The sequence below is a fragment of the Rubrivivax rivuli genome (assembly GCF_004016505.1).
Lineage (GTDB): Bacteria > Pseudomonadota > Gammaproteobacteria > Burkholderiales > Burkholderiaceae_C > Rubrivivax > Rubrivivax rivuli.
In genome coordinates this window covers 50,313-74,654 of the sequence record NZ_SACR01000002.1, presented here as the reverse complement: position 1 = coordinate 74,654, position 24,342 = coordinate 50,313, and the positions used below count along the sequence as shown (strand labels likewise).

21 protein-coding genes are annotated in these 24,342 nt (G+C 70.7%); 8 read left to right on the top strand and 13 right to left on the bottom strand.

Annotated features, from left to right (window positions below; translation table 11 throughout):
• Positions 1–30 precede the first annotated feature (30 nt).
• The gene (locus EOE66_RS04955; RefSeq protein ID WP_128227585.1) at positions 31–1,215 is read left to right on the top strand and encodes an acetyl-CoA C-acetyltransferase; all 1,185 of its coding nucleotides are present in this window, start codon (positions 31–33) and stop codon (positions 1,213–1,215) included.
• 107 nt (positions 1,216–1,322) lie between these two features.
• On the top strand, positions 1,323–2,060 hold the full coding sequence (phbB, locus tag EOE66_RS04950) for an acetoacetyl-CoA reductase (protein WP_128227584.1): 738 nt from the start codon (positions 1,323–1,325) through the stop codon (positions 2,058–2,060).
• Positions 2,061–2,113: 53 nt separating this feature from the next.
• On the opposite strand, the gene EOE66_RS04945 is transcribed toward phbB, so the two are convergent.
• From EOE66_RS04945 to map, 5 genes are read right to left on the bottom strand one after another with little or no spacing between them, the layout of a single operon-like run.
• Positions 2,114–2,323: a DUF2788 domain-containing protein gene (locus EOE66_RS04945; RefSeq protein WP_128227583.1), complete on the bottom strand. Its 210-nt coding sequence runs from the start codon at positions 2,321–2,323 to the stop codon at positions 2,114–2,116.
• A complete protein-coding gene (locus tag EOE66_RS04940; protein ID WP_128227582.1) occupies positions 2,323–3,108 on the bottom strand; it encodes a DUF2189 domain-containing protein in 786 nt (261 codons plus the stop codon). The genes EOE66_RS04945 and EOE66_RS04940 overlap by 1 nt, the downstream gene beginning before the upstream one ends.
• Positions 3,095–4,189: a tRNA 2-selenouridine(34) synthase MnmH gene (mnmH, locus tag EOE66_RS04935; protein ID WP_128227581.1), complete on the bottom strand. Its 1,095-nt coding sequence runs from the start codon at positions 4,187–4,189 to the stop codon at positions 3,095–3,097. The genes EOE66_RS04940 and mnmH overlap by 14 nt, the downstream gene beginning before the upstream one ends.
• Positions 4,190–4,225: 36 nt before the next feature.
• Positions 4,226–6,844, bottom strand: a complete 2,619-nt coding sequence (locus tag EOE66_RS04930) for a [protein-PII] uridylyltransferase (protein ID WP_245478912.1) — start codon at positions 6,842–6,844, stop codon at positions 4,226–4,228.
• Between the two features lie 17 nt (positions 6,845–6,861).
• A complete protein-coding gene (gene map / locus EOE66_RS04925) occupies positions 6,862–7,740 on the bottom strand; it encodes a type I methionyl aminopeptidase (protein WP_128227580.1) in 879 nt (292 codons plus the stop codon).
• A 72-nt stretch (positions 7,741–7,812) separates the two neighbouring features.
• Between map and purL the strand changes: the two genes are divergently transcribed.
• From purL to EOE66_RS04910, 3 genes are read left to right on the top strand one after another with little or no spacing between them, the layout of a single operon-like run.
• Positions 7,813–11,796 (top strand): phosphoribosylformylglycinamidine synthase, encoded by a 3,984-nt coding sequence (gene purL, locus EOE66_RS04920; protein ID WP_128227579.1) that lies wholly within the window; start codon positions 7,813–7,815, stop codon positions 11,794–11,796.
• 7 nt (positions 11,797–11,803) lie between these two features.
• Positions 11,804–12,625, top strand: a complete 822-nt coding sequence (locus tag EOE66_RS04915) for a metal-dependent hydrolase (RefSeq protein ID WP_128227578.1) — start codon at positions 11,804–11,806, stop codon at positions 12,623–12,625.
• A 14-nt stretch (positions 12,626–12,639) separates the two neighbouring features.
• Complete coding sequence (locus tag EOE66_RS04910; RefSeq protein WP_128227577.1) at positions 12,640–13,719, top strand: NAD(P)H-dependent flavin oxidoreductase; 1,080 nt, start codon at positions 12,640–12,642, stop codon at positions 13,717–13,719.
• A gap of 28 nt (positions 13,720–13,747) precedes the next feature.
• Here the strand turns inward: EOE66_RS04910 and EOE66_RS04905 are convergent, their stop codons facing one another.
• Together EOE66_RS04905 and EOE66_RS22270 are read right to left on the bottom strand one after the other, a co-directional pair.
• A complete protein-coding gene (locus tag EOE66_RS04905; protein WP_128227576.1) occupies positions 13,748–14,584 on the bottom strand; it encodes a ChaN family lipoprotein in 837 nt (278 codons plus the stop codon).
• Between the two features lie 32 nt (positions 14,585–14,616).
• The gene (locus tag EOE66_RS22270; protein ID WP_128227575.1) at positions 14,617–15,618 is read right to left on the bottom strand and encodes a Tim44 domain-containing protein; all 1,002 of its coding nucleotides are present in this window, start codon (positions 15,616–15,618) and stop codon (positions 14,617–14,619) included.
• 198 nt (positions 15,619–15,816) lie between these two features.
• Between EOE66_RS22270 and EOE66_RS04895 the strand changes: the two genes are divergently transcribed.
• Entirely contained in the window at positions 15,817–16,965 is a 1,149-nt protein-coding gene (locus tag EOE66_RS04895) for an SPFH domain-containing protein (RefSeq protein ID WP_128227574.1), read from the top strand.
• A gap of 22 nt (positions 16,966–16,987) precedes the next feature.
• Here EOE66_RS04895 and EOE66_RS04890 read toward each other — a convergent pair whose 3' ends face one another.
• Both EOE66_RS04890 and EOE66_RS04885 read right to left on the bottom strand, forming a co-directional pair.
• The gene (locus tag EOE66_RS04890; RefSeq protein ID WP_128227573.1) at positions 16,988–17,785 is read right to left on the bottom strand and encodes a YdcF family protein; all 798 of its coding nucleotides are present in this window, start codon (positions 17,783–17,785) and stop codon (positions 16,988–16,990) included.
• 37 nt (positions 17,786–17,822) lie between these two features.
• Positions 17,823–19,019, bottom strand: coding sequence for an acyl-CoA dehydrogenase (locus tag EOE66_RS04885; RefSeq protein WP_128227572.1), 1,197 nt, complete (start codon positions 19,017–19,019; stop codon positions 17,823–17,825).
• 105 nt (positions 19,020–19,124) lie between these two features.
• Here EOE66_RS04885 and msrA point away from each other — a divergent pair, with 105 nt between their 5' ends.
• Positions 19,125–19,655 carry a peptide-methionine (S)-S-oxide reductase MsrA gene (gene msrA, locus EOE66_RS04880; RefSeq protein WP_128228245.1) on the top strand — a complete coding sequence of 177 codons (531 nt, stop codon included), beginning with the start codon at positions 19,125–19,127 and terminating at the stop codon, positions 19,653–19,655.
• Between the two features lie 71 nt (positions 19,656–19,726).
• On the opposite strand, the gene EOE66_RS04875 is transcribed toward msrA, so the two are convergent.
• Together EOE66_RS04875 and EOE66_RS04870 are read right to left on the bottom strand one after the other, a co-directional pair.
• Positions 19,727–20,062, bottom strand: a complete 336-nt coding sequence (locus tag EOE66_RS04875) for a hypothetical protein (RefSeq protein ID WP_128227571.1) — start codon at positions 20,060–20,062, stop codon at positions 19,727–19,729.
• A gap of 10 nt (positions 20,063–20,072) precedes the next feature.
• A complete protein-coding gene (locus EOE66_RS04870; RefSeq protein ID WP_245478911.1) occupies positions 20,073–20,501 on the bottom strand; it encodes a hypothetical protein in 429 nt (142 codons plus the stop codon).
• Between the two features lie 184 nt (positions 20,502–20,685).
• Between EOE66_RS04870 and EOE66_RS04865 the strand changes: the two genes are divergently transcribed.
• Positions 20,686–23,142: a penicillin acylase family protein gene (locus EOE66_RS04865; RefSeq protein ID WP_128227570.1), complete on the top strand. Its 2,457-nt coding sequence runs from the start codon at positions 20,686–20,688 to the stop codon at positions 23,140–23,142.
• Positions 23,143–23,176: 34 nt separating this feature from the next.
• Here EOE66_RS04865 and EOE66_RS04860 read toward each other — a convergent pair whose 3' ends face one another.
• Both EOE66_RS04860 and lexA read right to left on the bottom strand, forming a co-directional pair.
• Entirely contained in the window at positions 23,177–23,593 is a 417-nt protein-coding gene (locus EOE66_RS04860; protein ID WP_128227569.1) for a helix-hairpin-helix domain-containing protein, read from the bottom strand.
• A gap of 1 nt (position 23,594) precedes the next feature.
• Positions 23,595–24,284 (bottom strand): transcriptional repressor LexA, encoded by a 690-nt coding sequence (lexA, locus tag EOE66_RS04855; RefSeq protein WP_128228243.1) that lies wholly within the window; start codon positions 24,282–24,284, stop codon positions 23,595–23,597.
• Positions 24,285–24,342 lie beyond the last annotated feature (58 nt).

The window sequence follows — 24,342 nt, the reverse complement described above, 5'->3', positions numbered from 1 at the left end:
CCGCTCTTCGATCATTCCCAGGAGACATCCATGAGCCAGCAAGACATCGTCATCGTCGCCGCCGCCCGCACCGCGGTGGGCAAGTTCGGCGGCACGCTCGCCAAGACCCCGGCGCCCGAACTCGGCGCCACCGTGCTGAAGGCGCTGCTGGCGCGCAGCGGCCTGAGCAGCGAGCAGATCGGCGAGGTGATCCTCGGCCAGGTGCTCACCGCCGGCAGCGGCCAGAACGCCGCGCGCCAGGCCGTCATCAAGGCCGGTTTCAACACCGGCGTGCCGGCCATGACCATCAACAAGGTCTGCGGCAGCGGCCTGAAGGCGGTGATGCTCGCGGCGCAGGCCATCCGTGATGGCGACAGCGAGATCGTCATCGCCGGCGGCCAGGAGAACATGAGCGCTGCGCCGCACGTGCTGCTGGGCAGCCGCGACGGCCAGCGCATGGGCGACTGGAAGATGGTCGATTCGATGATCACCGACGGCCTGTGGGACGTCTACAACCAGTACCACATGGGCATCACGGCCGAGAACGTGGCCAAGAAGTACGGCATCACGCGCGAGGCGCAGGACGCGCTGGCGCTGGCCAGCCAGCAGAAGGCCGCCGCGGCGCAGGAAGCCGGGCGTTTCGTCGACGAGATCGTGCCCGTCAGCATCGCTCAGAAGAAGGGCGACCCGATCGTGTTCGCGGCCGACGAGTTCATCAACAAGAAGACCAGCGCCGAGGCCCTGGCCGGCCTGCGTCCGGCCTTCGACAAGGCCGGCAGCGTGACGGCGGGCAACGCCAGCGGCCTGAACGACGGCGCCGCCGGCGTGATGGTGATGACGGCCGCCAAGGCCGCCGCCTTGGGCCTGAAGCCGCTGGCGCGCATCGCCAGCTACGCCAGCGCGGGCCTGGACCCCGCCCTCATGGGCATGGGCCCGGTGCCCGCCGCGAAGAAGGCGCTGGAGCGCGCCGGCTGGAAGCCGCAAGACCTGGACCTGCTGGAGATCAACGAAGCCTTCGCTGCCCAGGCCTGTGCCGTGCATCAAGAGATGGGCTGGGACACCAGCAAGGTCAACGTCAACGGCGGCGCCATCGCCATCGGCCACCCCATCGGCGCCAGCGGCTGCCGCATCCTGGTGACGCTGCTGCACGAGATGATCAGGCGCGACGCGAAGAAGGGCATCGCCTCGCTGTGCATCGGCGGCGGCATGGGCGTGGCCCTGACCGTCGAGCGCTGAGCGCTCGCGCCACCTGTTTCAACCCCCCGAACAACACCGGGCGAACCCGCTTGACCGCAACAGGGCGGCCGGCGAACCTCGCCCCATCCAGCACCTAGGAGAGAGAAATGTCGAAGAAAGTGGCTTACGTGACCGGCGGCATGGGCGGCATCGGCACCGCCATCTGCCAGCGCCTGGCCAAGGAAGGCTTCACCGTCATCGCCGGTTGCGGCCCGAGCCGCGACCACGCCAAGTGGCTGGCCGAGCAGAAGGCCCTGGGCTACGAGTTCCACGCTTCGGTGGGCAACGTGGCCGACTGGGAAAGCACCGTCGCCGCGTTCACGAAGGCGCGCGAGGAACACGGCGCCATCGACGTGCTGGTGAACAACGCCGGCATCACGCGCGACCGCATGTTCCTGAAGATGTCGCCGGAAGACTGGCACGCCGTCATCGACACCAACCTCAACAGCATGTTCAACGTCACCAAGCAGGTGGTGCCGGGCATGGTGGAAAAGGGCTGGGGCCGCATCATCCAGATCAGCAGCGTGAACGGCGAGAAGGGCCAGGCCGGCCAGACCAACTACTCGGCCGCCAAGGCCGGCATGCACGGCTTCACGATGGCGCTGGCGCAGGAGCTGGCTGCCAAGGGCGTGACGGTGAACACCGTGAGCCCGGGCTACATCGGCACTGACATGGTCCGCGCCATCAAGCCCGAGGTGCTGGAAAAGATCGTCGCGACGATCCCCGTCAAGCGCCTGGGAACGCCGGAAGAAATCGGTTCCGTCGTGGCCTGGCTGGCCGGCCCTGATTCGGGCTTCACCACCGGCGCCGACTTCAGCTGCAACGGTGGCCTCCACATGGGTTGAGCGCCTGCGCTGCACCTGTTCAAAAGGCGGCCTGCGGGCCGCCTTTTGCATGCTCAGCCGTCGATGAAGAACTTGATGACGCTCTTGGCCGCGAAGCCCACGAGCCCGAAACCCAAAGCCAGGAAGAGCACGAAGGTGCCGAAGCGCCCAGCCTTCGATTCGCGTGCCAGCTGCCAGATGATGAAGGCCATGTAGAGCATGAACGCGCCCACCCCGAAGGTGAGCCCGAACTGCGCGATCTGCTCTTCGGTGTAGCCGAACATCAGGCTGGCGCCCCGGCGGCTTCGTCGGGTGGCACCAGATCGCGGTAGGCGTGCCAGCTGGCGTGCGCGAGCCAGGGCACCACCACCACGAGGCCCACCATGAAGCTGGCCATGCCGACGAGCGTGAGCACGAGGATGAGCGTGGCCCACAGCGCCATTGCCGGCGGGCTGGCCAGGGCCGCGCTGGCGCTGGTCATCACCGCCTGCAGCACGCTGTGCGGGCGGTCCAGCAGCAGGGGCAGGGCGACCACGCTGCTGATGAACATGGGTGCGGCCAGCGCGCTGCCAAGCATCAGCCAGATTTCGAAGAGCAGGCTGTGGTCGCTGAGCACCACCACGCGCAGGAAATCGGCCGGGCTGCCCACCGGCGCTGGCGCGAAGCGCGTGATCAAGGATGCCGAGGTCAACACCCAGCCGGTGCCGGCCAAGGCCAGCAGCAGACCGAAGACGACGAGGCGGTGGTCCCGGGGGCGCCATGCGGCCAGCGCGGTGCGCAGCGTGGGCCGCTGGCCCTGTTCCAGCGCGCGGCTCACGGCGTAGAGGCCGGTGGCCACCACCGGTGCCACCAGCAGGAAGCCGCTGAAACTGCCCGCCAGGGCCCAGAAGCGGTCGCGCGCGAGGGTCAGCAGCAGCGCGCCGAAAGCCGCCGCCAGCGCGCCGTGCAGCAGGCCCGGCAGCGGGCAGCGCCACAGGTCGGCCCAGCCCAGGGCCAGCCACTGCAGCGGCCGCGTGGCCGGCACCGGACGGACGCGCAAGGCCGCGGTACGTCGCTCAGGCTGGGACATGCGGCGTCTCCAGGGGCCGGTGCAGGGGCGCTGCGGCCCAGCGGGCCGCCACGGCCTGCAAGGTGGACGGATCTCCGTTGTCCAGGGCCACCACCTCGGCCTGCGCGTAGTGCTTGAAGTTGCGGGCCATCGATTTCTCGTAGACCGGGTCGTAGTGCAGCGTCAGCAGTTCTTCCACCACGCCGCCGTGCGCCCCGGCGCGGGCGCGCTGCTGCCAGCCTTCCACCACCGCGGCGCCGCGCAGCTCGCGCAGTGCGGCCAGGCGCTGGCAGAAGCTGTCGGTGTCACGCACGAAGTGCGCGTAGTCCTGCAGCAGGAACTGCACGCGTGCGGCCAGCGGCATCTGCACCTGCAGGCACCGAGCGGCGCGCACGGCCTCCGTCAGCGCCTCGGGCAGGCGCAGCCGGCCGATGGTGCGGCTCTCGCCTTCCACGAACACCGGGCGCGCCGGGTCCAGCGCGCGCAAGGCCTGCCACACCTGCGTTTCAAAGGCCTTCTGCGAGGGCTGCGGGCGCCCCGGTTCAGGGCCCAGCACGCTGCCGCGGTGGCAGGCGATGGCCTCCAGGTCGAGCACCTGCGCGCCTTCGGTGGCCAGCGCCTGCAGCAGCCGGCTCTTGGCGCTGCCGGTTCGGCCACACAGCACCACGAACTGCAGCCGCGCGGGCAGCACCTCCAGCTCGGCCAGCACGGCGCGGCGGAACTCGCGGTAGCCGCCTTCGAGCACCTGCACCTGGAAACCGATCTCACCCAGCACCAGGCTCAGCGAGCCCGAGCGCTGGCCGCCGCGCCAGCAGTACACCAGCGGCCGCCAGCTGCGCGGCAGTTCGGCGGCGTGCGTCTCGATGTGCTGCGCGATGTTGCGCGCCGCCATCACCGCGCCGCGCTTGCGCGCATCGAAAGGCGAGACCTGCTTGTACTGCGTGCCGATGTCGGCGCGCTGCGCGTCGTTCAGCACCGGCCAGTTCACGGCCCCGGGCAGGCGGTCTTCGGCGTGTTCGCTTTCGCTGCGCGCATCGATCACGGCATCGAACTGGCCGAGCTGTGCAATGGCGTCGGCGGCGGTGATACGGCGCAGGCTCATGTCGGCGGGAGAGGGGCTGGGATGGCGGGCCCGGCTTCAGCCGCCTGAAGCCGCCACCGCATCGAGCAGTTCGCTCTCGATGCGCAGCTGGGCCTTGCTCTTCTGCAGCTCGGGGCCGTCGACGAGAAAGGTGTCTTCCACGCGTTCGCCCAGCGTGGTGATCTTGGCCAGCTGCAGGTTGATGTGGTTGCGGCCCAGCACGCGGGCGATGGCGTAGAGCAGGCCCGAGCGGTCGCTGGCCGAGACCGTGAGCAGCCAGCGCTGCGCGCGCTCGTCAGGCGCCAGCGAGACGCGCGGCGTGACGGGGAAGCTGCGCACGCGGCGCGAGACGCGGCCGCTGCGCGGCTCGGGCAGCGGGCCCTCGCTGGCCAGCGCCAGGCCGAGCTGCGTTTCCACCAGCGAGACCAGATCGCGGTACTTGAGTTCGTGGTCGCTGCCGGCGTCGCTCCAGGCTTGCGTGGCCACCACCTGGAAAGTGTCGAGCGCGTAGCCGGCCTTGGTGGTGTGCACCTTGGCATCGAGGATGCTGAAGCCGGCGTTGTCGAAGTAGCCGCAGATGCGCGCGAAGAGGTCGGGCCGGTCGGGTGCGTACACCAGCACCTGCAGCCCGTCGCCCACCGAACTGGGCCGGGCGTTGACGATAGGCAGCGGGCTCTTCACGTAGCGCCACAGGCTGCGCGCGTGCCAGGCGATGTCGGCGGCGTCATGGCGCGCGAAGTAGCTCACTTCCAGCGTCTGCCACAGCGGCTCTTCGGTGCCGGGCAGCGCGCTGTGCAGGGCCAGGTTCTGCCGGGCCTCTTGCTTGCGCGCCTCGATCTCGGCGTCGAGGTTGGGCTGCGCGCCGCCCAGCGCCCGCAACGTGTAGCGGTACAGGTCCTCGAGCAGCTTGCCCTTCCAGGCGTTCCACACCTTGGGGCTGGTGCCGCGGATGTCGGCCACCGTCAGCAGGTACAGCGCCGTCAGGCGGCGCGGCGTGCCCACCAGCCTGGCGAAGCCGGCGATGACGTCGGAATCCGAGAGGTCTTCCTTCTGGGCGATGCGGCTCATCGTGAGATGGTGCTGCACGAGGAACTCGACCAGCTGGGCGTCCTCGCGGCCCAGGCCGTGGGCGCGGCAGAAGCGGCGCGCCTCGATGCTGCCGAGATCGGAGTGATCGCCGCCACGGCCCTTGGCGATGTCGTGGAACAGCGCCGCCACGTACAGCAGCCAGGGCTTGTCCCACTGCGCCGCCAGCTGGCTGCAGAAGGGGTACTCGTGAGCATGCTCTGGGATGAAGAAGCGCCGCGCGTTGCGCACCACCATCAGGATGTGCTGGTCGACCGTGTAGACATGGAACAGGTCGTGCTGCATGCGCCCGACGATGCGCCGGAAGGCCCACAGGTAGCGGCCGAGCACGCTGGTTTGGTTCATCAGCCGCATGGCATGCGTGATGCCGCGCGGCTGGCGCAGGATGTCGAGGAAGAGCTCGCGGTTGATGGGGTCGCGGCGGAACTTCGCGTCCATCACGTTGCGCGCGTTGTAGAGGGCCCGCAGCGTGCGGGCGCTCAGGCCCTGCAGGCCGGGCGTCTGCGCGAAGACCAGGAAGGTCTCCAGGATGGCGTGCGGGTTCTCGGTGTAGAGATCGTCGTGCGCCACTTCCAGCATGCCGGCGCGGTCGAAGAAGCGCGCGGTGATCGGGCGCATGGGGGCGTCTGCCGAGCCGTTGATGCGCTCTTCGATGTTGAGCATCAGGATCTGGTTCAGCTGCGTCACCGCCTTGGCCGCCCAGTAGTAGTGGCGCATCAGCACTTCGGAGCTGCGCTGCTCCTTCGTGGCCTTGTAGCCGAAGCTCTCGGCGGTGGCGGTCTGCAGGTCGAAGACCAGGCGGTCTTCGCGCCGCCGCGCCACCGTGTGCAGGCGTGCGCGGATGAGCTTGAGCGTGCCTTCGTGCTTCATCAGCTGCGAGGCCTCGAAGGGCGTGATCAGCCCCTTGGCGGCCAGTTCGGCCCAGGTGCGCCCCAGGCCGGCGGCACGCGCCACCCACACCACCACCTGCAGGTCGCGCAGGCCGCCGGGGCTTTCCTTGCAGTTGGGCTCCAGCGAGTAGGGCGTGCCTTCGTACTTGACGTGGCGCTGCTGCATCTCCAGCGTCTTGGCGCGCAGGAAGGCCTTGGGGTCGATGGCGGCCTGGTGCACCTTCGTGAAGCGCGTGAACAGCCGCCGCGCGCCCGCCACGAGGCGCGATTCGAGCAGCGCCGTCTGCACCGTCACATCACGCGCGGCCTCGGCCACGCACTCGTCGACAGTGCGCACCGAGGAGCCGATCTCCAGGCCGATGTCCCAGCAAGCGGTGACGAAGGCGCTCACCGCGGCGGCGGTGGCTTCGTCGGGCGGCGAGGCGTTGTCGGGCAGCAGCAGCAGCACGTCGACATCGGAGTGCGGGAAGAGCTCGCCCCGGCCATAGCCGCCCACAGCCACCAGCGCCGCCCCCGCCGGCAGCCCTGCGCCGCGCCAGAGTTCGGCCAGGGTGCCGTCGACATGCCGTGCCAGGGCCCGCACCAGGCGGCCGGCGGCTGGCGCGGTGGCGCGGGCCGCCGCAAAGCCCGCCAGCAGTTCGGCTTTGCCGTCGCGGAAGCGCGCGCGCAGGGCACCGATGCTGGCGGCGGCCTCGGCCACGCGCGCGGCTCCGGCGCTCAGGAGGTGACCAGGCTCGGCGCCCGGCAGGCCGCCGGCACCAGCACCGAGCCGTAGCCCAGCGGCGCGAAAGCCGGCGGCGGCGGGCTGCCGTCGCTGACCGTCAGCACCTCGTAGCCCGTCTCGGTGACGAGCACGGTGTGCTCCCACTGCGCCGAGAGGCTGCGGTCGCGCGTGACGATGGTCCAGCCGTCGTAGGGGCGGTTGCCCTTGCGGTCTTCCTTGATGTCGCGCTTGCCGGCGTTGATCATGGGCTCGATCGTGAAGATCATGCCCGGCACCAGTTCTTCCAGCGTGCCTGGGCGGCCGTAGTGCAGCACCTGCGGCTCTTCGTGGAAGCGCTTGCCGACGCCGTGGCCGCAGAACTCGCGCACCACGGTGAAGCCGGCGGTTTCGGCGAAGGTCTGGATGGCATGGCCGATGTCGCCCAGGCGTGCGCCGGGCTTGACCTTCACGATGCCCTTCCACATGGCGTCGAAGGTGATCTGGCACAGGCGCCTGGCGGCGATGCTGCCTTCGCCCACCACGAACATGCGGCTGTTGTCGCCGTGCCAGCCGTCCTTGATGACGGTGACGTCGATGTTGACGATGTCGCCGTTCTTCAGCGGGCGGTCGTCGGGGATGCCGTGGCACACCACCTCGTTGAGGCTGGTGCACATCGAGGCCGGGTAGGCCGGGTAGCCCGGCGGCTGGTAGCCCAGCGTGGCCGGGATGCCGCCCTGCACGTTCACCATGTGGTCGTGCGCGAGGCGGTCAAGCTCCTTGGTGGTGACACCGGGCTTGACGTGGGGGGTGAGCATGTCCAGCACTTCGCTGGCCAGCCGGCCGGCCAGGCGCATGCCTTCGATCTCGGCGGCGGATTTGAGGGTGATGGCCATCCCGGGATTATCCCACCGGGGCCCTAAAATCGCCGGCTCCCCCTCCTGCCCACCGGAACCTGCCGGGTCTGCATGACTGCCACGCCGCTCCATCTGATGCACTTCGAGGGCGGCGCCGCGCTCTCGGCCTTCCGCGCCCAGGCCCTGCTGGCGCGCCTGCAGGCGGCCTGCCCGCGCATCACCGGTGTGGCCGCGCGCCACGTGCACTGGGCCGGCTTCGATGCTGCGCCGTCAGGCGCCGAGGTGGACAAGCTGGCCGCGCTGCTGACCTACGGCGACGCCTACACCGGCCCCGCCAGCGGCGAACGCGTGGTGGTGATGCCGCGCCTGGGCACCGTCTCGCCCTGGGCCAGCAAGGCCAGCGACATCGCCCGCAACGTGGGGCTGCAGCTGCACCGGCTGGAGCGCGTCACCGAGTTCGTGCTCACGCTGAAGGCGCCGCTGCTGGGCATGGGTTCGCCCAAGCCGCTGAGTGCCGAAGAGCGCGCAGCCGTGGCCGCCGAGCTGCACGACCGCATGACCGAGAGCGTGGCCTTCGAGCGCGAGGCCGCGCGCCACCTCTTCGACGTGCAGCCGGCCGCGCCGCTGGCGCATGTGGACGTGCTCGGCGCCGGCCGAGCCGCCTTGGTCACGGCCAACACCGAGTTCGGCCTGGCACTGAGCGACGACGAGATCGACTACCTGGTGGCCGCCTTCACGCAGCTGGGCCGCAACCCCAGCGACGTCGAGCTGATGATGTTCGCGCAGGCCAACAGCGAGCACTGCCGCCACAAGATCTTCAACGCGAAGTTCACCATCGATGGCGTGGAACAGCCGCACTCGATGTTCGGGATGATCCGGCACACCGAGAAGACCAGCCCGCAGCACACGGTGGTGGCCTACGACGACAACGCCGCGGTGATGGAAGGCGGCCCGGCCACGCGCTGGCTGCCGCAAGGTTTCACCAACGCGCCGGCCTACGGCCCGCGGGAGGAGACCACGCACGTGCTGATGAAGGTGGAGACGCACAACCACCCCACGGCCATCAGCCCCTTCCCGGGCGCCAGCACGGGCGCGGGCGGCGAGATCCGCGACGAAGGCGCCACCGGTCGCGGCGCGCGGTCCAAGGCGGGCGTGACGGGCTTCAGCGTCAGCAACCTGCACCTGCCGGGCACGAACGAACCTTGGGAGCAGAACCCCATCGGCAAGCCGGCGCACATCGCCAGCCCCTTGCAGATCATGACCGAGGGCCCGCTGGGCGGCGCGGCCTTCAACAACGAGTTCGGCCGGCCCAACCTGGGCGGCTACTTCCGCGTCTTCGAGATGCCCGTGGCCGGCGTGCAGCGCGGTTACCACAAGCCCATCATGATCGCCGGCGGGCTGGGCAGCATCAGCGAGAGCCAGGTCAAGAAGCTGCCTTTCGGCGCGGGCACGCTGCTGGTGCAGCTGGGCGGGCCGGGCATGCGCATCGGCATGGGCGGCGGTGCCGCCAGCAGCATGGCCGCCGGCAGCAACACCGCCGCGCTCGATTTCGACAGCGTGCAGCGCGGCAACCCCGAGATCCAGCGCCGGGCGCAGGAAGTCATCAACCACTGCTGGGCGCAGGGCGCGATGAACCCCATCGTCGCCATCCACGACGTGGGCGCTGGTGGCATCAGCAACGCCTTCCCCGAGCTGGTGGACGGCGCAGGGCAGGGCGCCACCTTCGACCTGCGCAAGGTGCCGCTGGAAGAAAGCGGCCTGGCGCCCAAGGAGATCTGGTGCAACGAAAGCCAGGAGCGCTACGTCCTGGCCATCAACCCCGAGCTGATGCCGCTCTTCGAGCAGATGGCCGCGCGCGAGCGCTGCCCTTATGCCGTGGTGGGCGTGGCCACCAGCGAACGCGAACTGGTGCTGGAAGACGGCCCGGGCGGCGATCGCGTGATCGACATGCCCATGGACGTGCTGCTCGGCAAGCCGCCCAAGATGCACCGCGACGTGGCCCGCATGGCGCGCAGCGAAAAGCCGCTGGACCTGACGGGCGTGAAGCTGGAGACCGTGGCGCTGGACGTGCTGCGCCACCCCACGGTGGCGAGCAAGCGTTTCCTCGTGACGATCGGCGACCGCACCGTGGGCGGCCTGAACCACCGCGACCCCATGGTCGGCCCCTGGCAGGTGCCGGTGGCCGACTGCGCCGTGACGCTGGCCGACTACAGCGGCTTCCGCGGCGAGGCCATGGCCATGGGCGAGCGCACGCCGCTGGCCGCGCTGGACGCCCCCGCTTCCGGCCGCATGGCCGTGGGCGAGGCCGTCACCAACCTGCTGGCGGCGCCCATCGAGCTGCCGCGCGTGAAGCTCAGCGCCAACTGGATGGCTGCCTGTGGCGAGCCGGGTGAAGACGCGGCGCTCTACGACACGGTGAAGGCCGTGGGCCTGGAGTTGTGCCCGGCTTTGGGCATCGGCATCCCGGTGGGCAAGGATTCGCTGTCGATGAAGACGCGCTGGTCCGACAACGGCGCGACGAAGCAGGTGACAGCGCCGGTCTCGCTGATCGTCACGGCGTTTGCCACGCTGCCCGACGTGCGGGGCACGCTGACGCCGCAGCTGCAGCCGGGCGACACCACGCTGATCCTTGTCGACCTCGGCGAAGGCCGCAAGCGCATGGCCGGCAGCATGCTGGCGCAGGTGCTGGGCCAGTTCGGCCACGAGGTTCCTGACCTCGACGACCCGCAGTTGCTGAAGAACCTGGTCGCCGCCGTCAACGCGCTGCGCGCGCAAGGCTGCCTGCTGGCTTATCACGACCGCAGCGACGGCGGCCTGTGGGCGGCGGTGTGCGAGATGGCCTTCGCGGGCCACCTGGGCGTGAGCCTGAACGTCGACATCCTCGTCACCGAAGGCGACGGCATCAACGACAGCTTCGCCGAGTACGGGGATTCCAAGAACTGGGCCAGCCAGGTGAGCGAGCGCCGCAACGAGCTGATGCTCAAGGCCCTGTTCAACGAAGAACTCGGCGTGGTGCTGCAGGTGCCGACCGCGCAGCGCAACGAGGTGATGGCCACGCTGCGCGAGCACGGCCTGAGCCGCCACGCGCACTTCATCGGCAAGCCCAACGAGCGCGGCGTGGTGGAGGTGTGGCGCGACACCAAGCTGCAGTTCAGCGCCCCGCTGCACACGCTGCAGCAGCAGTGGGACGAGGTGAGCTGGCGCATCGCGCAAGGCCGCGACAACCCGGCCTGCGCCGACAGCGAACACGCCGCGGCCGGCGTGGCCGACGACCCCGGCTTGCACGTGCACCTGACCTTCGACGCGGGCAGCGCACCCGCCGTGCTGAGCACGCGCCCGAAGATGGCCATCCTGCGCGAGCAGGGCGTGAACTCGCACGTCGAGATGAGCTACGCGATGCACGCCGCTGGCTTCGACACCTTCGACGTGCACATGAGCGACCTGCAGGCGGGCCGCGCGAAGCTGGCCGATTTCCAGGGTCTGGTGGCCTGCGGCGGCTTCAGCTACGGTGACACCCTGGGCGCCGGCGAGGGCTGGGCGCGCAGCATCCTCTTCAACCCGGCCCTGGCCGAGCAGTTCGCGGCCTTCTTCAACCGCCCCGACACCCTGGCCCTGGGCGTGTGCAACGGCTGCCAGATGATGGCCGCGCTGGCGAGCATCATCCCCGGCACGCAGGCCTGGCCGAAGTTCACGCGCAACAAGAGCGAGCAGTTCGAGGCGCGGCTGAGCCTGGTGGAAATCCTGCAGAGCCCCAGCCTCTTCTTCACGGGCATGGCCGGCAGCCGCTTGCCCATCGCCGTGGCGCATGGCGAGGGTTTTGCCGATTTCAGCCAGCGCGGCGACGCGCAGGCCGTGCACGCGGCGATGCGTTTCGTGGATAACCACGGCCGCGCCACTGAGGCTTACCCGGCCAACCCCAACGGCAGCCCCGGCGGCCTGACCAGCGTGACCACGGCCGACGGCCGCTTCACGGTGCTGATGCCGCACCCCGAGCGTGTGTTCCGCAACGTGCAGATGAGCTGGACCTCGGGCAACATCGGTGCGCCCAGCCCGTGGATGCGCATGTTCCACAACGCCCGCCAGGCCTTGAAGTGAGTCCTGCATGAACCTCACCGTTCGCCGCCTGCTCGTCGACCTGAAGACACCCTTCGCCCGCCATTGGGCGGGCGGCTGTGCCTTCCGCAGCGCCTTCTTCAACGCGCTGTCGATGAGCTTCCCGGCGGGCGAGCAGCTCTTCATCGACAGCGTGAAGCTGGGCGTGCAGCAGCTGTCGCCGGAGCAGCAGGCGCGCTTCGCTGACGAAGTGAAGGGTTTCATTGGGCAGGAGGCCACGCACCGGCGCATCCACACGCTGTTCAACGAACAGCTCACCGCCCAGGGCTATGTGAACCACTGGGAAGGGCGCATCGCCCAGCGGCGCGAACGGATGGCCGAGCTGGACCCGCGCAACTGGCTGGCCGTGACCGCGGCGACCGAACACCTGACGGCGGTCTTTGCCGAGTACCTGCTGGCCCACCCCGAGTCGCTGGCGGATGCCGAACCGCGCCTGCGCGACCTGTGGCTGTGGCACTCGGCCGAAGAGAGCGAACACCGCAGCACGGCCTTCGACCTCTACACGGCCGCTGGCGGCAACCACGCCTGGCGCGTGCGCATCTTCCGCATCGTCGCCACGCATTTCGCACTGGACGTGGCGCGCCAGACCCTGCACAACCTCTGGCGCGACGGCCATTGGTGGCGCCCCGCCACCTGGGCCGGTGCCTGGCACCTGCTGATGGGCCGCGACGGGCTGCTGCGCCACAGCATCGTGCACGGCCGGCGCTACCTGCGCGAAGACTTCCACCCTTCGCAGGGCGACGGCCGTGCCGCCGAGGCCTGGCTGGCCGCCCACGCCGAGCTGGCGCCGCCGGTGCGCGCCGGCGCCTGAGCGCTGCGGGCCGCATGCCTGCCCGACACCCCGCGCTGGCGCGCGCCCAGGCCTTCGCCGGGCGCTATGGCTTGCAAGCACCGGTGCTGATGGCGCCGATGGCCGGCGCCAGCCCCGTGGCGCTGGCGCGGGCGGTGGCGCAGGCCGGCGGCATGGGCGCGCTGGGCGCCTTGCTGATGGACCCGGTGGCCATCACCGATTGGGTGGCGCGCTTCCGCGAAAGCGGCGGCGGGCCGCTGCAGATCAACCTGTGGGTGCCTGATCCGCCACCGCGTCGCGACGCCGCGCACGAGGCTGCGCTGCGCGAGTTTCTTGGCCGGCACGGCCCGCCCGTGCCAGCGACGGCTGGCGATGTACCGTTGCACGACTTCCACGCCCAGTGCCAGGCGCTGCTGGCCGCGCGGCCGATGGCGGTGTCGTCGATCATGGGCCTGCTGCCGCCGGCCTTCGTGGCGCAGTTGAAGGCGGCCGGCACCGCCTGGTTCGCCACCGTCACCACCGTGGCGGAGGCGCGCGCGGCCGAGGCGGCAGGCGCCGATGTCATCGTCGCCCAGGGCGCCGAGGCCGGCGGCCACTGCGGGGCCTTCCGTGCCGAGGCCGCACGCGACGAAGCGGTGGGCCTCTTCGCGCTGCTGCCGCAGGTGGTGGATGCGGTGCGCCTGCCCGTGGTGGCCACGGGCGGCGTGGCCGATGCGCGCGGGGTGGCCGCGGCGCTGCTGCTGGGGGCCAGCGCGGTGCAGCCCGGCACGGCGCTGCTGCGCACGCCCGAAGCGGCCGTGAACCCGGCCTGGGCCGAGGGCCTGGCCGGGGCCGCACCTGAAGGCACGCGGCTCACCCGCGCGTTCTCCGGCCGCGGGGGCCGGGCGCTGGCCACCGGCTACGTGCAGGCCGCGGCCGCGCCCGGGGTGCCCGAGCCTGCCCCCTACCCGGTGCAGCGCGGGCTGACGGCCGCGATGCGCGAGGCCGCGGCGGCGGCTGGCGATCTGCAGCACCTGCAGGCCTGGGCCGGCCAGGCCGCCGCCCTGGCGCCAGCGCGGCCGGCTGGCGACGTGGTGCGCGGCCTCTGGGCCGGCGCCTGCGAACTGCTCGGCTGAAGGCTGCGGCAGCAGCCCGGCGCAGCGCTCAGCGCCGCTGGGCCGGCGCCGGGCCAGGCACCGTGCGGCGCATCTGCTCGCAGGGGTCGGGCCGGGCTTGCGCTGGCGTGTAGACGCGGCGGTCGTAGGCGGTGAGCGGGTCGCCCTGCTCCAGCACGCCGATGGCTTCGCTGCGCGCCCGCAGTTCGGGCGCCATCCAGTGCGCCACGCCGATGTCCACGCGCACGTGGCCATTGCCGGCCAGCAGCACCACGCCCCGCTCGCTGTGCTGTTGCAGCACGCGGGCCATGAACTGGTCGCGCGCCACCTGGGCCAGGGCCATGCGGCGGGCCGTGGCGGTGTCCAGCAGGCCGCAATGGCTGGCCTCGATGCCGGCGGCCTGGCGGGCCAGCAGGTCCTCGGGCACCGCGGCGTCGAAGCCGGTGGCGGCCAGTCCCTCGCGCATCACGCGGCGGGCTTCTTCGCGGCCGACGTTGGCCGCCACGATGGGCAGGCCTTTGGCCAGGGCGGCCTCGATGAAGGGCCGGTAGTGCGGCCAGTGCCAGCCACCGCCGCCGGCGGCCTGGATCAGCGCATCGGCACCGGGCCGCGGGTTCTGGGCCAGCAGGCGGTCGATCAGCGGCTGCTTGTCGCGGTCGAACTGCTCCAGCGCCAGCGCAGGGCGGGCGCCGCGGGCCAGCAGGGCGGAGAAGGCCTCGGCGCGCAGCGCATGCTGGGCGGCGTTGTCGTGCACCTCGCCCAGCAGCACCACGGGCAGCCGCAGGGCCAGCGGGCGTTCAAGCGCCGGCGTGCCGCAGCCGGCGAGGCCGAAGAAAACGAAAGCGGCCGCGAGAAGCGGCCGCCATGAGCAGGGGGGAGAGGCCATGCCGGCATGCTAGCCGGCCGGCCGCCCCGGCGTCAGTTCAGTTGCTCGATGCCGGCGATGGCCCAGCTGCGGCTGTCGTCGTGCGGCTTGACCAGGTGCCACACCTCGTTGAAGGCCACCGGCGCCGCGCCGGCTTCTTCGACGATCAGGCCGTGGAAACGCACGCTGACGATCTGACGGTCGGCTTCGTTGGCAACGTCCAGCACCTCGGCTTCCACCTGCTGCACGTCGGTGTGCTGGCCGGTGTTGCCGCGCTCGAGCAGGTCCATGCGCAGCGAGGCGAAGAGCTCGGGCGTGGTGAAGCGCTTGAGGTCTTCCAGGTCGGCGCTGTCATTGGCGGCCTGCAGGCGGATGAAGATCATCTTGGCAGTGCGGGCGAAGCCTTCGGCGTCGAAGGCGGCGGGCACGAAGGCTGCGGCCACCGGGGCGGCCACGGCGGCGGCAGCGGCCACAGGGGCAGCGCCGGCGGCGGGCAGCGAGGGCTCGTTCAGCGCGCTGCGTTCCATCGGCGCCGGGGTCACCGGGGCGGGCTGCTGCACTTCCCAGGCACCGCGGCTGCTGCCGTTGGCGCCAGCACCGGCACCGGCCAGGGCCGGGCCGCCCATGCTGGCGTTGTTGCCGGCCTTGTTGCCGAAGCGGCGCATCAGGAAGACGCCCAGCGCCACCACGGCCACGGCCAGCAGCGCCAGCATCAGGAAGTTGGCGAAGGCTTCACCCAGACCCAGGTGGCTCATCAGCGCGGCCAGGCCCAGGCCGGCTGCGAGGCCTGCGATCGGGCCCATCCAGCTGCGCTTGGCCGGGGCGGCCGCTGCGGCGGCGCCGGGCGTGGCTGCGGCGGCGTTGGTGGGCGCGGCTTGCTGGCCCTGCGCCGGCGTGGCCGGCTTGGCCGGCGGCGCCGTGGGGGCCGTGCGCTCCGGCATGTTGCGCTGCATGCCCGACGACTTGTTGCCACCCAGGCGCTTGGCCTCGGCATCGAAGGGCAGGCTGGTGGTGAAGACGGCCACCGCCAGGGCGCCGATCAACCAAGTTTTCATGGGGAACTGTTCCTCGTGAGACATGCGGGATGAACCAGGGCTGCGCGCACCCAAGCGCGTCAGCACGCGTGAGTGTCGGTGACAGGGCCACAGCGGCCAAATCGGCAGCCGCATGGCCTTGTGCAGTTTGCGGGCTCCGTGCAGTCGGGCGGGTTTCGGCGTGCCACGGCGGACGCGACGCGAGGCAGAATGCAAGGAATGGCAAGCAAACGTGTCCGTCAGCTGTTCGGTGCCGTGCTGTTGGCCGCCAGCCCGGTGCTGGCCCAGGGCGACCGCACTTTCGAGCGCGAACTGTTCAAGACCCGCTTCGAGCAGGAGGTCAAGTTCCGCGCTGCCGCCATCCACGTGGCCTGGGGCGCCGAGGCGCTGTGCGACGCCACGACGCAGATCGAGCCCTTCGTGCTGCTGTCGGTGCACTCGATGCGCAGGCGCCTGGACGACAAGGACATGGCGCTGTTCCGCGAGATCACCGGCATGGACGAGAAGTGGCGCGTGGTCTGGGCCGACGAGGCGGCGCCCGAAGACCTGCACGTGCGCGACGTTGTCACCCACGTCAACGGCCGCCCCTTGCCGGCTGGCGGCACGCGCTTCGAGATGGGCGCGCTCTTCCGCGGCGGATCGGTGGTCTCCAACGACGACGGCGGCTTCTGGGACGCCATGCTGAAGGCGCGCAAGGAGGCCAGCGAAGGCAAGCCCATGACGCTGACGCTGGAAGACGGCCGCAAGCTCACGGTGGAGACGCAGAAGGGCTGCGCCGGCAGCGTGACGGCGAGCTCCTTCGACAACGACCCCGACAGCTTCTGGCGCCAAGGCACCGAGCGCGCCAAGATCCCGGCCAACGCGATGATCGAAGCGCAGACCGCCGACGAGTTCCGCTGGCTCGCGGCCTTCGGCACCTACTTCCAGGCCAGCCAGAGCGCGATCAAGGCCTCGCAACGCAGCGAAGGCGTGAGCAACGGCTTCCTGGTGGGCAAGATCCTGGCCATCGCCGTGCCGGGCGCGGGCATGCTGCTGTCTGCGGCCGAGGCGCAGGCCGAGAAGGCCATCGCGGTGGACAGCATCGTGGGCAGCGCCGACCTGTTCGCCAACGAGGTGGTGGCTTCGCTGGGGGGGGATCCCTCGGCGGGCTTGCGCCTCACCGAGCGCCTGATGGCGCGCGGCGTGAAGGTGGATGCGGTGATGATGGACGACTTCCGCCGCAGCAATTCGGCCAGCCACGCCAAGCAGATCAAGGCCATCCAGGTGGCGCAGGCCGAGCGCGAGCGCGCCGAACTTCGGGCCCAGGAAGACGCCGAGCGGCGCAAGCAGTTGATGCTGCCGCCCTTGCTGCCGCCGCTGCTGAAGTAGGCCCGTCGCTACGGGCTGTAGCTCACGCGCCGGCCAGGCGGCCGATCCACTCGCGCAGCGCGAAGACCGTGTCCTGCAAGCGGCTGGCGTTGGGCAGCCAGTCGTGCCAGCTCAGGCTGCCGGACTGCGGCAGGTCCATCGGTGCCGGGACGATCTCCATGGCTGCGCCCGCGGCCTTCTCGAAGTTCAGCACGGCGCGACGCATGTGGAAGTCGTGCGTCACCAGCACGATCCGCTGGATGCCATCCGCCCGCAGCATCGCGACCGTGCGCTGCGCGTTCTCTCTGGTGTCGCGCGAAGCCGATTCGATCCAGCGCAGAGGGCGCCCGAACTCACGTTCGGCGATGCGGGCCCCGATCTCGGCCTCGCCGGGCCCCTCGCGGGCGCCGTGGCCGACGCCCCCGCTCATGGCCACCGGCAGGCCGGTGGCGCGGCTCAGCCAGAGGCCGTAGCGCAGACGCTCCATCGTGCGCGGCAAGAGCGATGACATGCCGTACTCCGGCGCGTAGGACCGGCTGCCGCCGCCGAGAACGACGATGGCGGTCTTGGCTTGGCCCTTCAGCGACAGCACCTGCGCTTCGGTCAGCGCCGGCGGCGGGCGGGTCAGCACGCGAGTGAGCATGCCGCTCACGGCCCCGGTGCACGCGAGCCACAGGCTCACCACCCCGAGAAGGATCAGGAACCAGGCCAGCAGACGCCGGCGGAACATGAGCCGCGCCCCGACCAGCACCAGCAACAGCATGGGCAAGGGCGGCAGCAGCAGCACGCCGACGAGGGGCTTCCAGCTCTCGATACCGAGGGTGAGGAACAGCTCGTTCATGCGACCTCGCCCGCCGCGGCCTCACCGGACCTTGGCTTCAGAAGAAGGCCTGCAGGCCGGTTTGCGCCCGGCCGAGGATGAGCGCGTGCACGTCGTGCGTGCCTTCGTAGGTGTTGACGGTCTCGAGGTTGATCATGTGGCGGATGACGTGGTACTCGTCGTGGATGCCGTTGCCGCCATGCATGTCGCGCGCCATGCGCGCGATCTCCAGCGCCTTGCCGCAGCTGTTGCGCTTGATCAGACTGATCATCTCCGGCGCGACGCGGTCTTCGTCCATCAGCCGGCCCACGCGCAGCACGGCTTGCAGGCCCAGCGTGATCTCGGTCTGCATGTCGGCCAGCTTCTTCTGGATGAGCTGGTTCTGGGCCAGCGGGCGGCCGAACTGCTGGCGGTCCATCGTGTACTGGCGGGCGGCCATCCAGCAGAACTCGGCGGCGCCGAGCGCACCCCAGGCGATGCCGTAGCGCGCCTTGTTCAGGCAGCCGAAGGGGCCCTTCAGGCCGCTCACGTTGGGCAGCAGGTTCGCCTCGGGCACGAACACGCTGTCCATCACGATCTCGCCCGTGATGCTCGCGCGCAGGCTCATCTTGCCTTCGATCTTCGGTGCGCTGAGGCCCGGCATGCCCTTCTCGAGGATGAAGCCGCGGATGCTTTCCTGCCCACCGACCTTGCCATCGGGGTCTTCCAGCTTGGCCCAGACGACGAATACATCGGCGATGGGGCTGTTGGTGATCCACATCTTGCTGCCCTTGAGCAGGTAGCCACCGTCCACGGGCTTGGCGCGGCTCAGCATGCTGGCCGGGTCGCTGCCGTGGTTGGGTTCGGTCAGGCCGAAGCAGCCCACCCACTCGCCGGTGGCCAGCTTGGGCAGATACTTCTGGCGCTGCGCCTCGCTGCCGTAGGCGTGGATGGGGTGCATCACCAGGCTGCTCTGCACGCTCATCGCGCTGCGGTAGCCGCTGTCCACGCGCTCGACCTCGCGGGCCACGAGGCCGTAGCACACCGAGTTCAGCCCGGCGCAGCCGTAGCCTTCGATGGTGGTGCCCAGCAGGCCGAGAGCGCCCATCTCGCTCATGATCTCGCGGTCGAACTTTTCGTGCCGCGCGGCCATCAGCACACGGGTCTGCAGGCGCTCCTGGCAGTAGGCGGCGGCAGCGTCGCGCACGGCGCGCTCGTCGTCGCTGAGCTGGCTGTCGAAGAAGAAAGGGTCATCCCAGGTGAACTTGGTGGCCATGGCAACTGCTCCGGATAATCCAGCGAGTGTAAGGATTCAGGCTCGGTGGCGACTGTCACCTGGGCAAACCGGAGAGTGCGGGTGAACGAGCAAGTGAGCGAGCCAGTGAACGAGCAGGCGATCACCTTGGGCGGTGGCTGCTTCTGGTGCGTGGAAGCGGTGTTCGAACTGGTCGATGGGGTCATCGCCGTGGAGAACGGCTACTGCAATGGCCACGTGCTGCGGCCCACCTACGAGGCCGTGTGCAGCGGCAGCACCGGCCATGTGGAGGTGGTGCAGGTGCGTTTCGACGCCAACCGCATCAGCCTGCGCGAGGTGCTGGAGATCTTTTTCGTGGTGCACGACCCGACCACGCTGAACCGCCAGGGCAACGATGTCGGCACGCAGTACCGCAGCGGCATCTACCTGCACGATGGCTCGCAGGAGGCGGTGGCGCGCGAGGTGCTGGCCGAGGCGAATGCCGCCAGCGGCGGCCGCGTCGTGACGGAGCTGAAGCTGCGCGAAAACTACAGCACCGCCGAGGGCTACCACCAGCACTACTACGCGCGCAACCCGAACGCGGGCTACTGCGCCTACGTCGTGGCGCCCAAGGTCGAGAAGTTCAAGCGCACCTTCCGTGCGCGAGTGAAGGCGTGAAAGCCTGAAAGCCTGAACGCCTGAACGCGCGATGGGCCTGAAGAGCGGCCGGCCCTTCCCCGGAAGCCGGGTCAGAAGGGCGTGAATTCGATCGGGCCGTCGAGGTCGGGGAAGACGCTGTCGAGGCTGCGTCGCAGCAGCTGGCGGCGCTGGCGGGCATCGTCGTCCGTCGCGCTCAAGGTGTCGAAGACCGGGGCGCGCAGGAGCCACAGGTCCACCGGCTCTTCGGCGGCCCGCACCTGCACGCGCAGCCACTCGGCGCCGGGCAGCGTGTCCAGGGCCTGCAGGTAGCTGGTCTTCAGGTCCACGAAGGCCTGCCGGGCCGCCATGCGCGCGCCGCGGTCGCCCGGCAGGCCGGCGAAAGCGGCACCGGGCGTGAAGTCGCGGGGGGCGATGGAGGCTTGCATGGGCTGTGCTTCAGAGCGGCGCGAACTGCGAGCGCGGCGCGCGGGTCGGGAAATGGCGGTTGAGCAGGTCCACGCGGGCCTGCGCCTCGAACTGGCTGTGCGCCACGCCCACCAGCCGGTAGACGTCAGCGCGCGTGTGCCACAGCTCGCGCAGCGAGCGGGCGTCGTGGATGCGGCGGCGCAACTCGTCGGCCTCGACGCTGTCGATGTCCGACAAGGTGGCGAGAAACTCCATGCGCACGCCGGGCAGGCGGTTGATGGGCGGTGCCACCTCGTGCGGGGCCGGGGCCAACAGCCAGAACATCAGACGCTGCCAGGCGTTGCCTTCGGGCGCGTAGCGCAGCGAGGGCGGGCAGACTTCCACGCGCAGGCTGCTGGGGTCGGCCAGCGTCGTGCTGCGACGGCTCCAGCGGGACAGGGGGGCGAGGGCTCTGAGCATGTTGGGTTTATCGGCCGCAGGTGACTGCAACCTGAGGGCGATGCTCGGGCAAGCCGGCCCTGGCTGATGGGCGGAAGAGGCGGGCCAAGGCGGGCCAGTTCGCGGCGGGCCGGGTTGCTGCGGACGCCTGCCCGCCGCGCGGCCGGTTAGCCTTGCCGCCCCCTCATCGGAGAGATGTCGCGTGGTGAAGACCTGGATCAAGCGCGGGGCCTGGGCCCTGCTGGCGGTGGTGGTGCTGGCGCTGGCGGCGGGGCTGATCTACGCCCGCCGCACGCTGCCTGTCACGGAAGGCCGGCTGGCCTTGCCCGGCGTGCAGGCCGAACTGCGCATCGAGCGCGATGCCCAGGGCATCCCCAGCATCCGCGCCGCCAGCGAGCGCGACGCCTGGTACGGCCTGGGCGTGGCGCACGCGCAAGACCGGCTGTGGCAACTGGAGACGCACCGCCGCATCGCGGCCGGCCGGCTGGCCGAGGTGTTCGGCCCCAGCGCGCTGGAGACCGACCGCTTCCTGCGTGCCCTGGGCGTGCGCCGTGCCGCGCAGCAGCAATGGCAGCGCCTGCCCGAGAGCAGCCGGCTGGCGCTGCAGGCCTATGCCGATGGCATCAACGCCGTGCTCAGCGACGGCCTGCGGGCGCGGCCGCCCGAGTTCGTCATCCTGGGCGTGCAGCCCGAGCCGTGGACGCCCGTCGACAGCCTGGGCTGGGCCACCATGATGGCCTGGGACCTGGGCGGCAACTGGTCCACGGAACTGCTGCGCCTGCGCCTGTCGCTGCAGATGCCGGTGGCCCGCGTGCACCAGCTGCTGCCGCCTTACCCGGGCGAGCAGCCGCGCCCGACACTCGACTTCTCGGCGCTGTACCGTGGCCTCGGTCTGGACGGCCAGAAGACCACCGTCACCGCCTGGGGCCGCCTGCCCGACATCGCGCCCGAGAGCGGCATCGAGGGCGTGGGCAGCAACAACTGGGTGCTGGCCGGCAGCGGCACCACCACGGGCGCGCCCCTGCTGGCCAACGACCCGCACCTGAAGCTGAGCACGCCGGCGCTGTGGTACTTCGCGCGGCTGGAAGCGCCGGGCGCCAACGGGGTGGCACCTCTGAAGGTGGCTGGCGCCACGCTGCCCGGCATCCCCGGCGTGGTGCTGGGGCAGAACGCGCACATCGCCTGGGGCTTCACGAACACGGCGCCCGACGTGCAGGACCTCTACCTCGAGAAGCTCGACCCGCAGGACCCCAACCGCTACCGCACGCCCGAGGGCTGGGCGGTTTTCGAGACGGTCACCGAGATCGTCAAGGTCAAGGGCCAGCCCGATGTCGCGATGACGGTGCGCCGCAGCCGCCACGGCCCCGTGATCAGCGACGCCGGCAATGCCCCCGACGTGCTGGGCCCCGCCGAGCGCCCCACGCACGTGCTGGCGCTGCGCTGGACGGCGCTGGATGTGGACAGCGACCCCATCGCGCCGGCCTTCGCGATGCAGCGTGCCGAGTCGGTGGCCGCTTTCGTGGCGGCGGCGCGCGGCTGGGTGGCGCCGATGCAGAGCATGGTGGTGGCCGACAAGGCCGGGCGCATCGGCCTGGTGGCCCCGGGCCGCGTGCCGCTGCGCCGCGCTGACAACGACCTGCAGGGCCTGGCGCCCGCGCCCGGCTGGGAGGCGAAGTACGACTGGGCCGGCTGGGTGCCGGCCGACGAAACCCCGCGCGAGTTCGACCCGCCGCGCGGCTGGATCGCCACCGCCAACCAGCGCATCGTGCCGGCCGACTACCCGCACTACCTCACCAGCGAGTGGGCGTTGCCCTACCGGCAACAGCGCATCGAGCAGGTGCTGGGCGCCAAGCCCAAGCACAGCCTGGACGACCTGGCGGCGCTGCTGGCCGACGAGATGTCTCTCGCCGTCGCGCCGCTGCTGCCTTTTGCCCTGAAGGCGAAGTCGGTGCACCCGCTGGCGCCGACGGCGCAGGCGCTGCTGAAGGATTTCGACGGCCGCATGGCCGCCGACCGCGCCGCGCCCCTCATCTACTGGGCCTGGCAGCGGCAGCTGGCCCGCGCCGTGTTCGCCGACGACGTGAGCGAGGCCTTGTGGGAGAAGTCGCTGGCCGGCCGCAACTTCCAGGATGCACTGGAGCGGGTGCTGAAGGCCGACGACGCCGCCTGGTGCGACCAGCGCGACACCCCACTGGCCGAGAACTGCGCCGACCAGGCCGGCCTGGCGCTGACACGCGCCTTGGGCGAACTGCAGCAGCGCTTTGGCGCCGACCTCACGAAGTGGCGCTGGGGCGATGCCCACCAGGCGCGCGGCGAACACCGGCCCTTCAGCCGGGTGCCGGTGCTGCACCGGCTCTTCGAACTGCGCGCGCCCGTGGGCGGCGACACGCACACGGTGAACGTTTCGCGCGTGAACCTGCGGCCCGACAAGCTGACCGGCGATCTCTTCCACAGCGACCACGGCCCCAGCCTGCGCGCGCTGTACGACCTGGGCGACCCGCAGCAATCGCGGGTGATGAGCTCCACCGGCCAGAGCGGCAACGTGTTCTCCGCGGCCTACCGCAGCTTCCTGAAGCCCTGGGTGGCGGTGCAGTACGTGCCGCTGTGGCCGCGCGCCGGCGAGGCGGGCGAGCTGCTGGTGGTGACGCCGGCGCGGCCCTGAGGCGACGTGGCGGGGCCGCGAACGACCCCGCGATTCAGAGCGCGCCGTAGCGCGCCTTGCGCTCGGCGGTGTAGTCCCACCACGGGCGCGCCTCGGCGCCGCCCATGAAGGCCGTGGCGGCCATGAAGGTGTCGAGCACGCAGGGATCCTGGCGCTTGCCGGTTTTCTCGCACAGCGCCACGTAGAGCGCATGCGGGTCGCGGCCGGCCAGTTCCTGCGGGTGCTGGATGCCGAGGCTGCGCAGGTCGCCGGCGATGGAGGGGCCGATGTTGGGCAGTTGCTCCAGCCGTTCGCATTCGGCCGCGTGCCGGGCCTTGCGCGGCGGGATGGCCTTGGGTGGCGGACTCCCGAGATCGCGATCAAGCTTCCCGCCACGGATCCGGCTTGGCCGGTCCGTCAGCGGACGGCCCCCTTGGGGGGTAGCGAGCGGAAGCGAGCTTGGGGGCTCCATGTCACATGAGCATCGTGTTGCGGATGAGACCCACCGCGATGCCTTCCAGCTCGAAGTCGGCCGCATCCAGAGGCACGTGGATGGTCTGGAAATCGGGGTTCTCGGGCAGCAGCTCGATGCCCTTGCTGGTGCGGCGCAGGCGCTTGACCGTGACGTCGTCACCCAGGCGGGCCACGACGATCTGGCCGTTCTTGGCGTCCTTGGCCTTCTGCACGGCGAGCAGGTCGCCGTCGAGGATGCCGGCGTCGCGCATGCTCATGCCGCGCACCTTCAGCAGGTAGTCGGGGCGGCGGGCCCACATCGAGGCTTCCATCAGGTAGGTCTGGTCGACGTGCTCTTGCGCGAGGATGGGGCTGCCCGCCGCCACGCGGCCCACCAGCGGCAGCGTGAGTTGCGCCAGGTGCGGCAGCGGCAGCATGTACTGCTTGCCGAAGGGCGCCAGGCGCGCCTCGTTCAGCGCGCGCAGCGTGTCAGACTTCAACCTGATGCCGCGCGAGGTGCCGCCCACCAGTTCGATGACGCCCTTGCGCGCCAGGGCCTGCAGGTGCTCTTCGGCGGCGTTGGCCGACTTGAAGCCCAGCTCGGCCGCGATCTCGGCCCGCGTGGGCGGCGCGCCGGTGCGTTCGATGGCGCTCTGCACCAGGTCGAGCACCTGTTGCTGGCGGGCGGTGAGCTTGGGGCTGTCATCGATCATCGGCAGGCACTTCCGTAGGTTGGCGGGCACTGGCATTCCGTCCAGTGGCTGTATT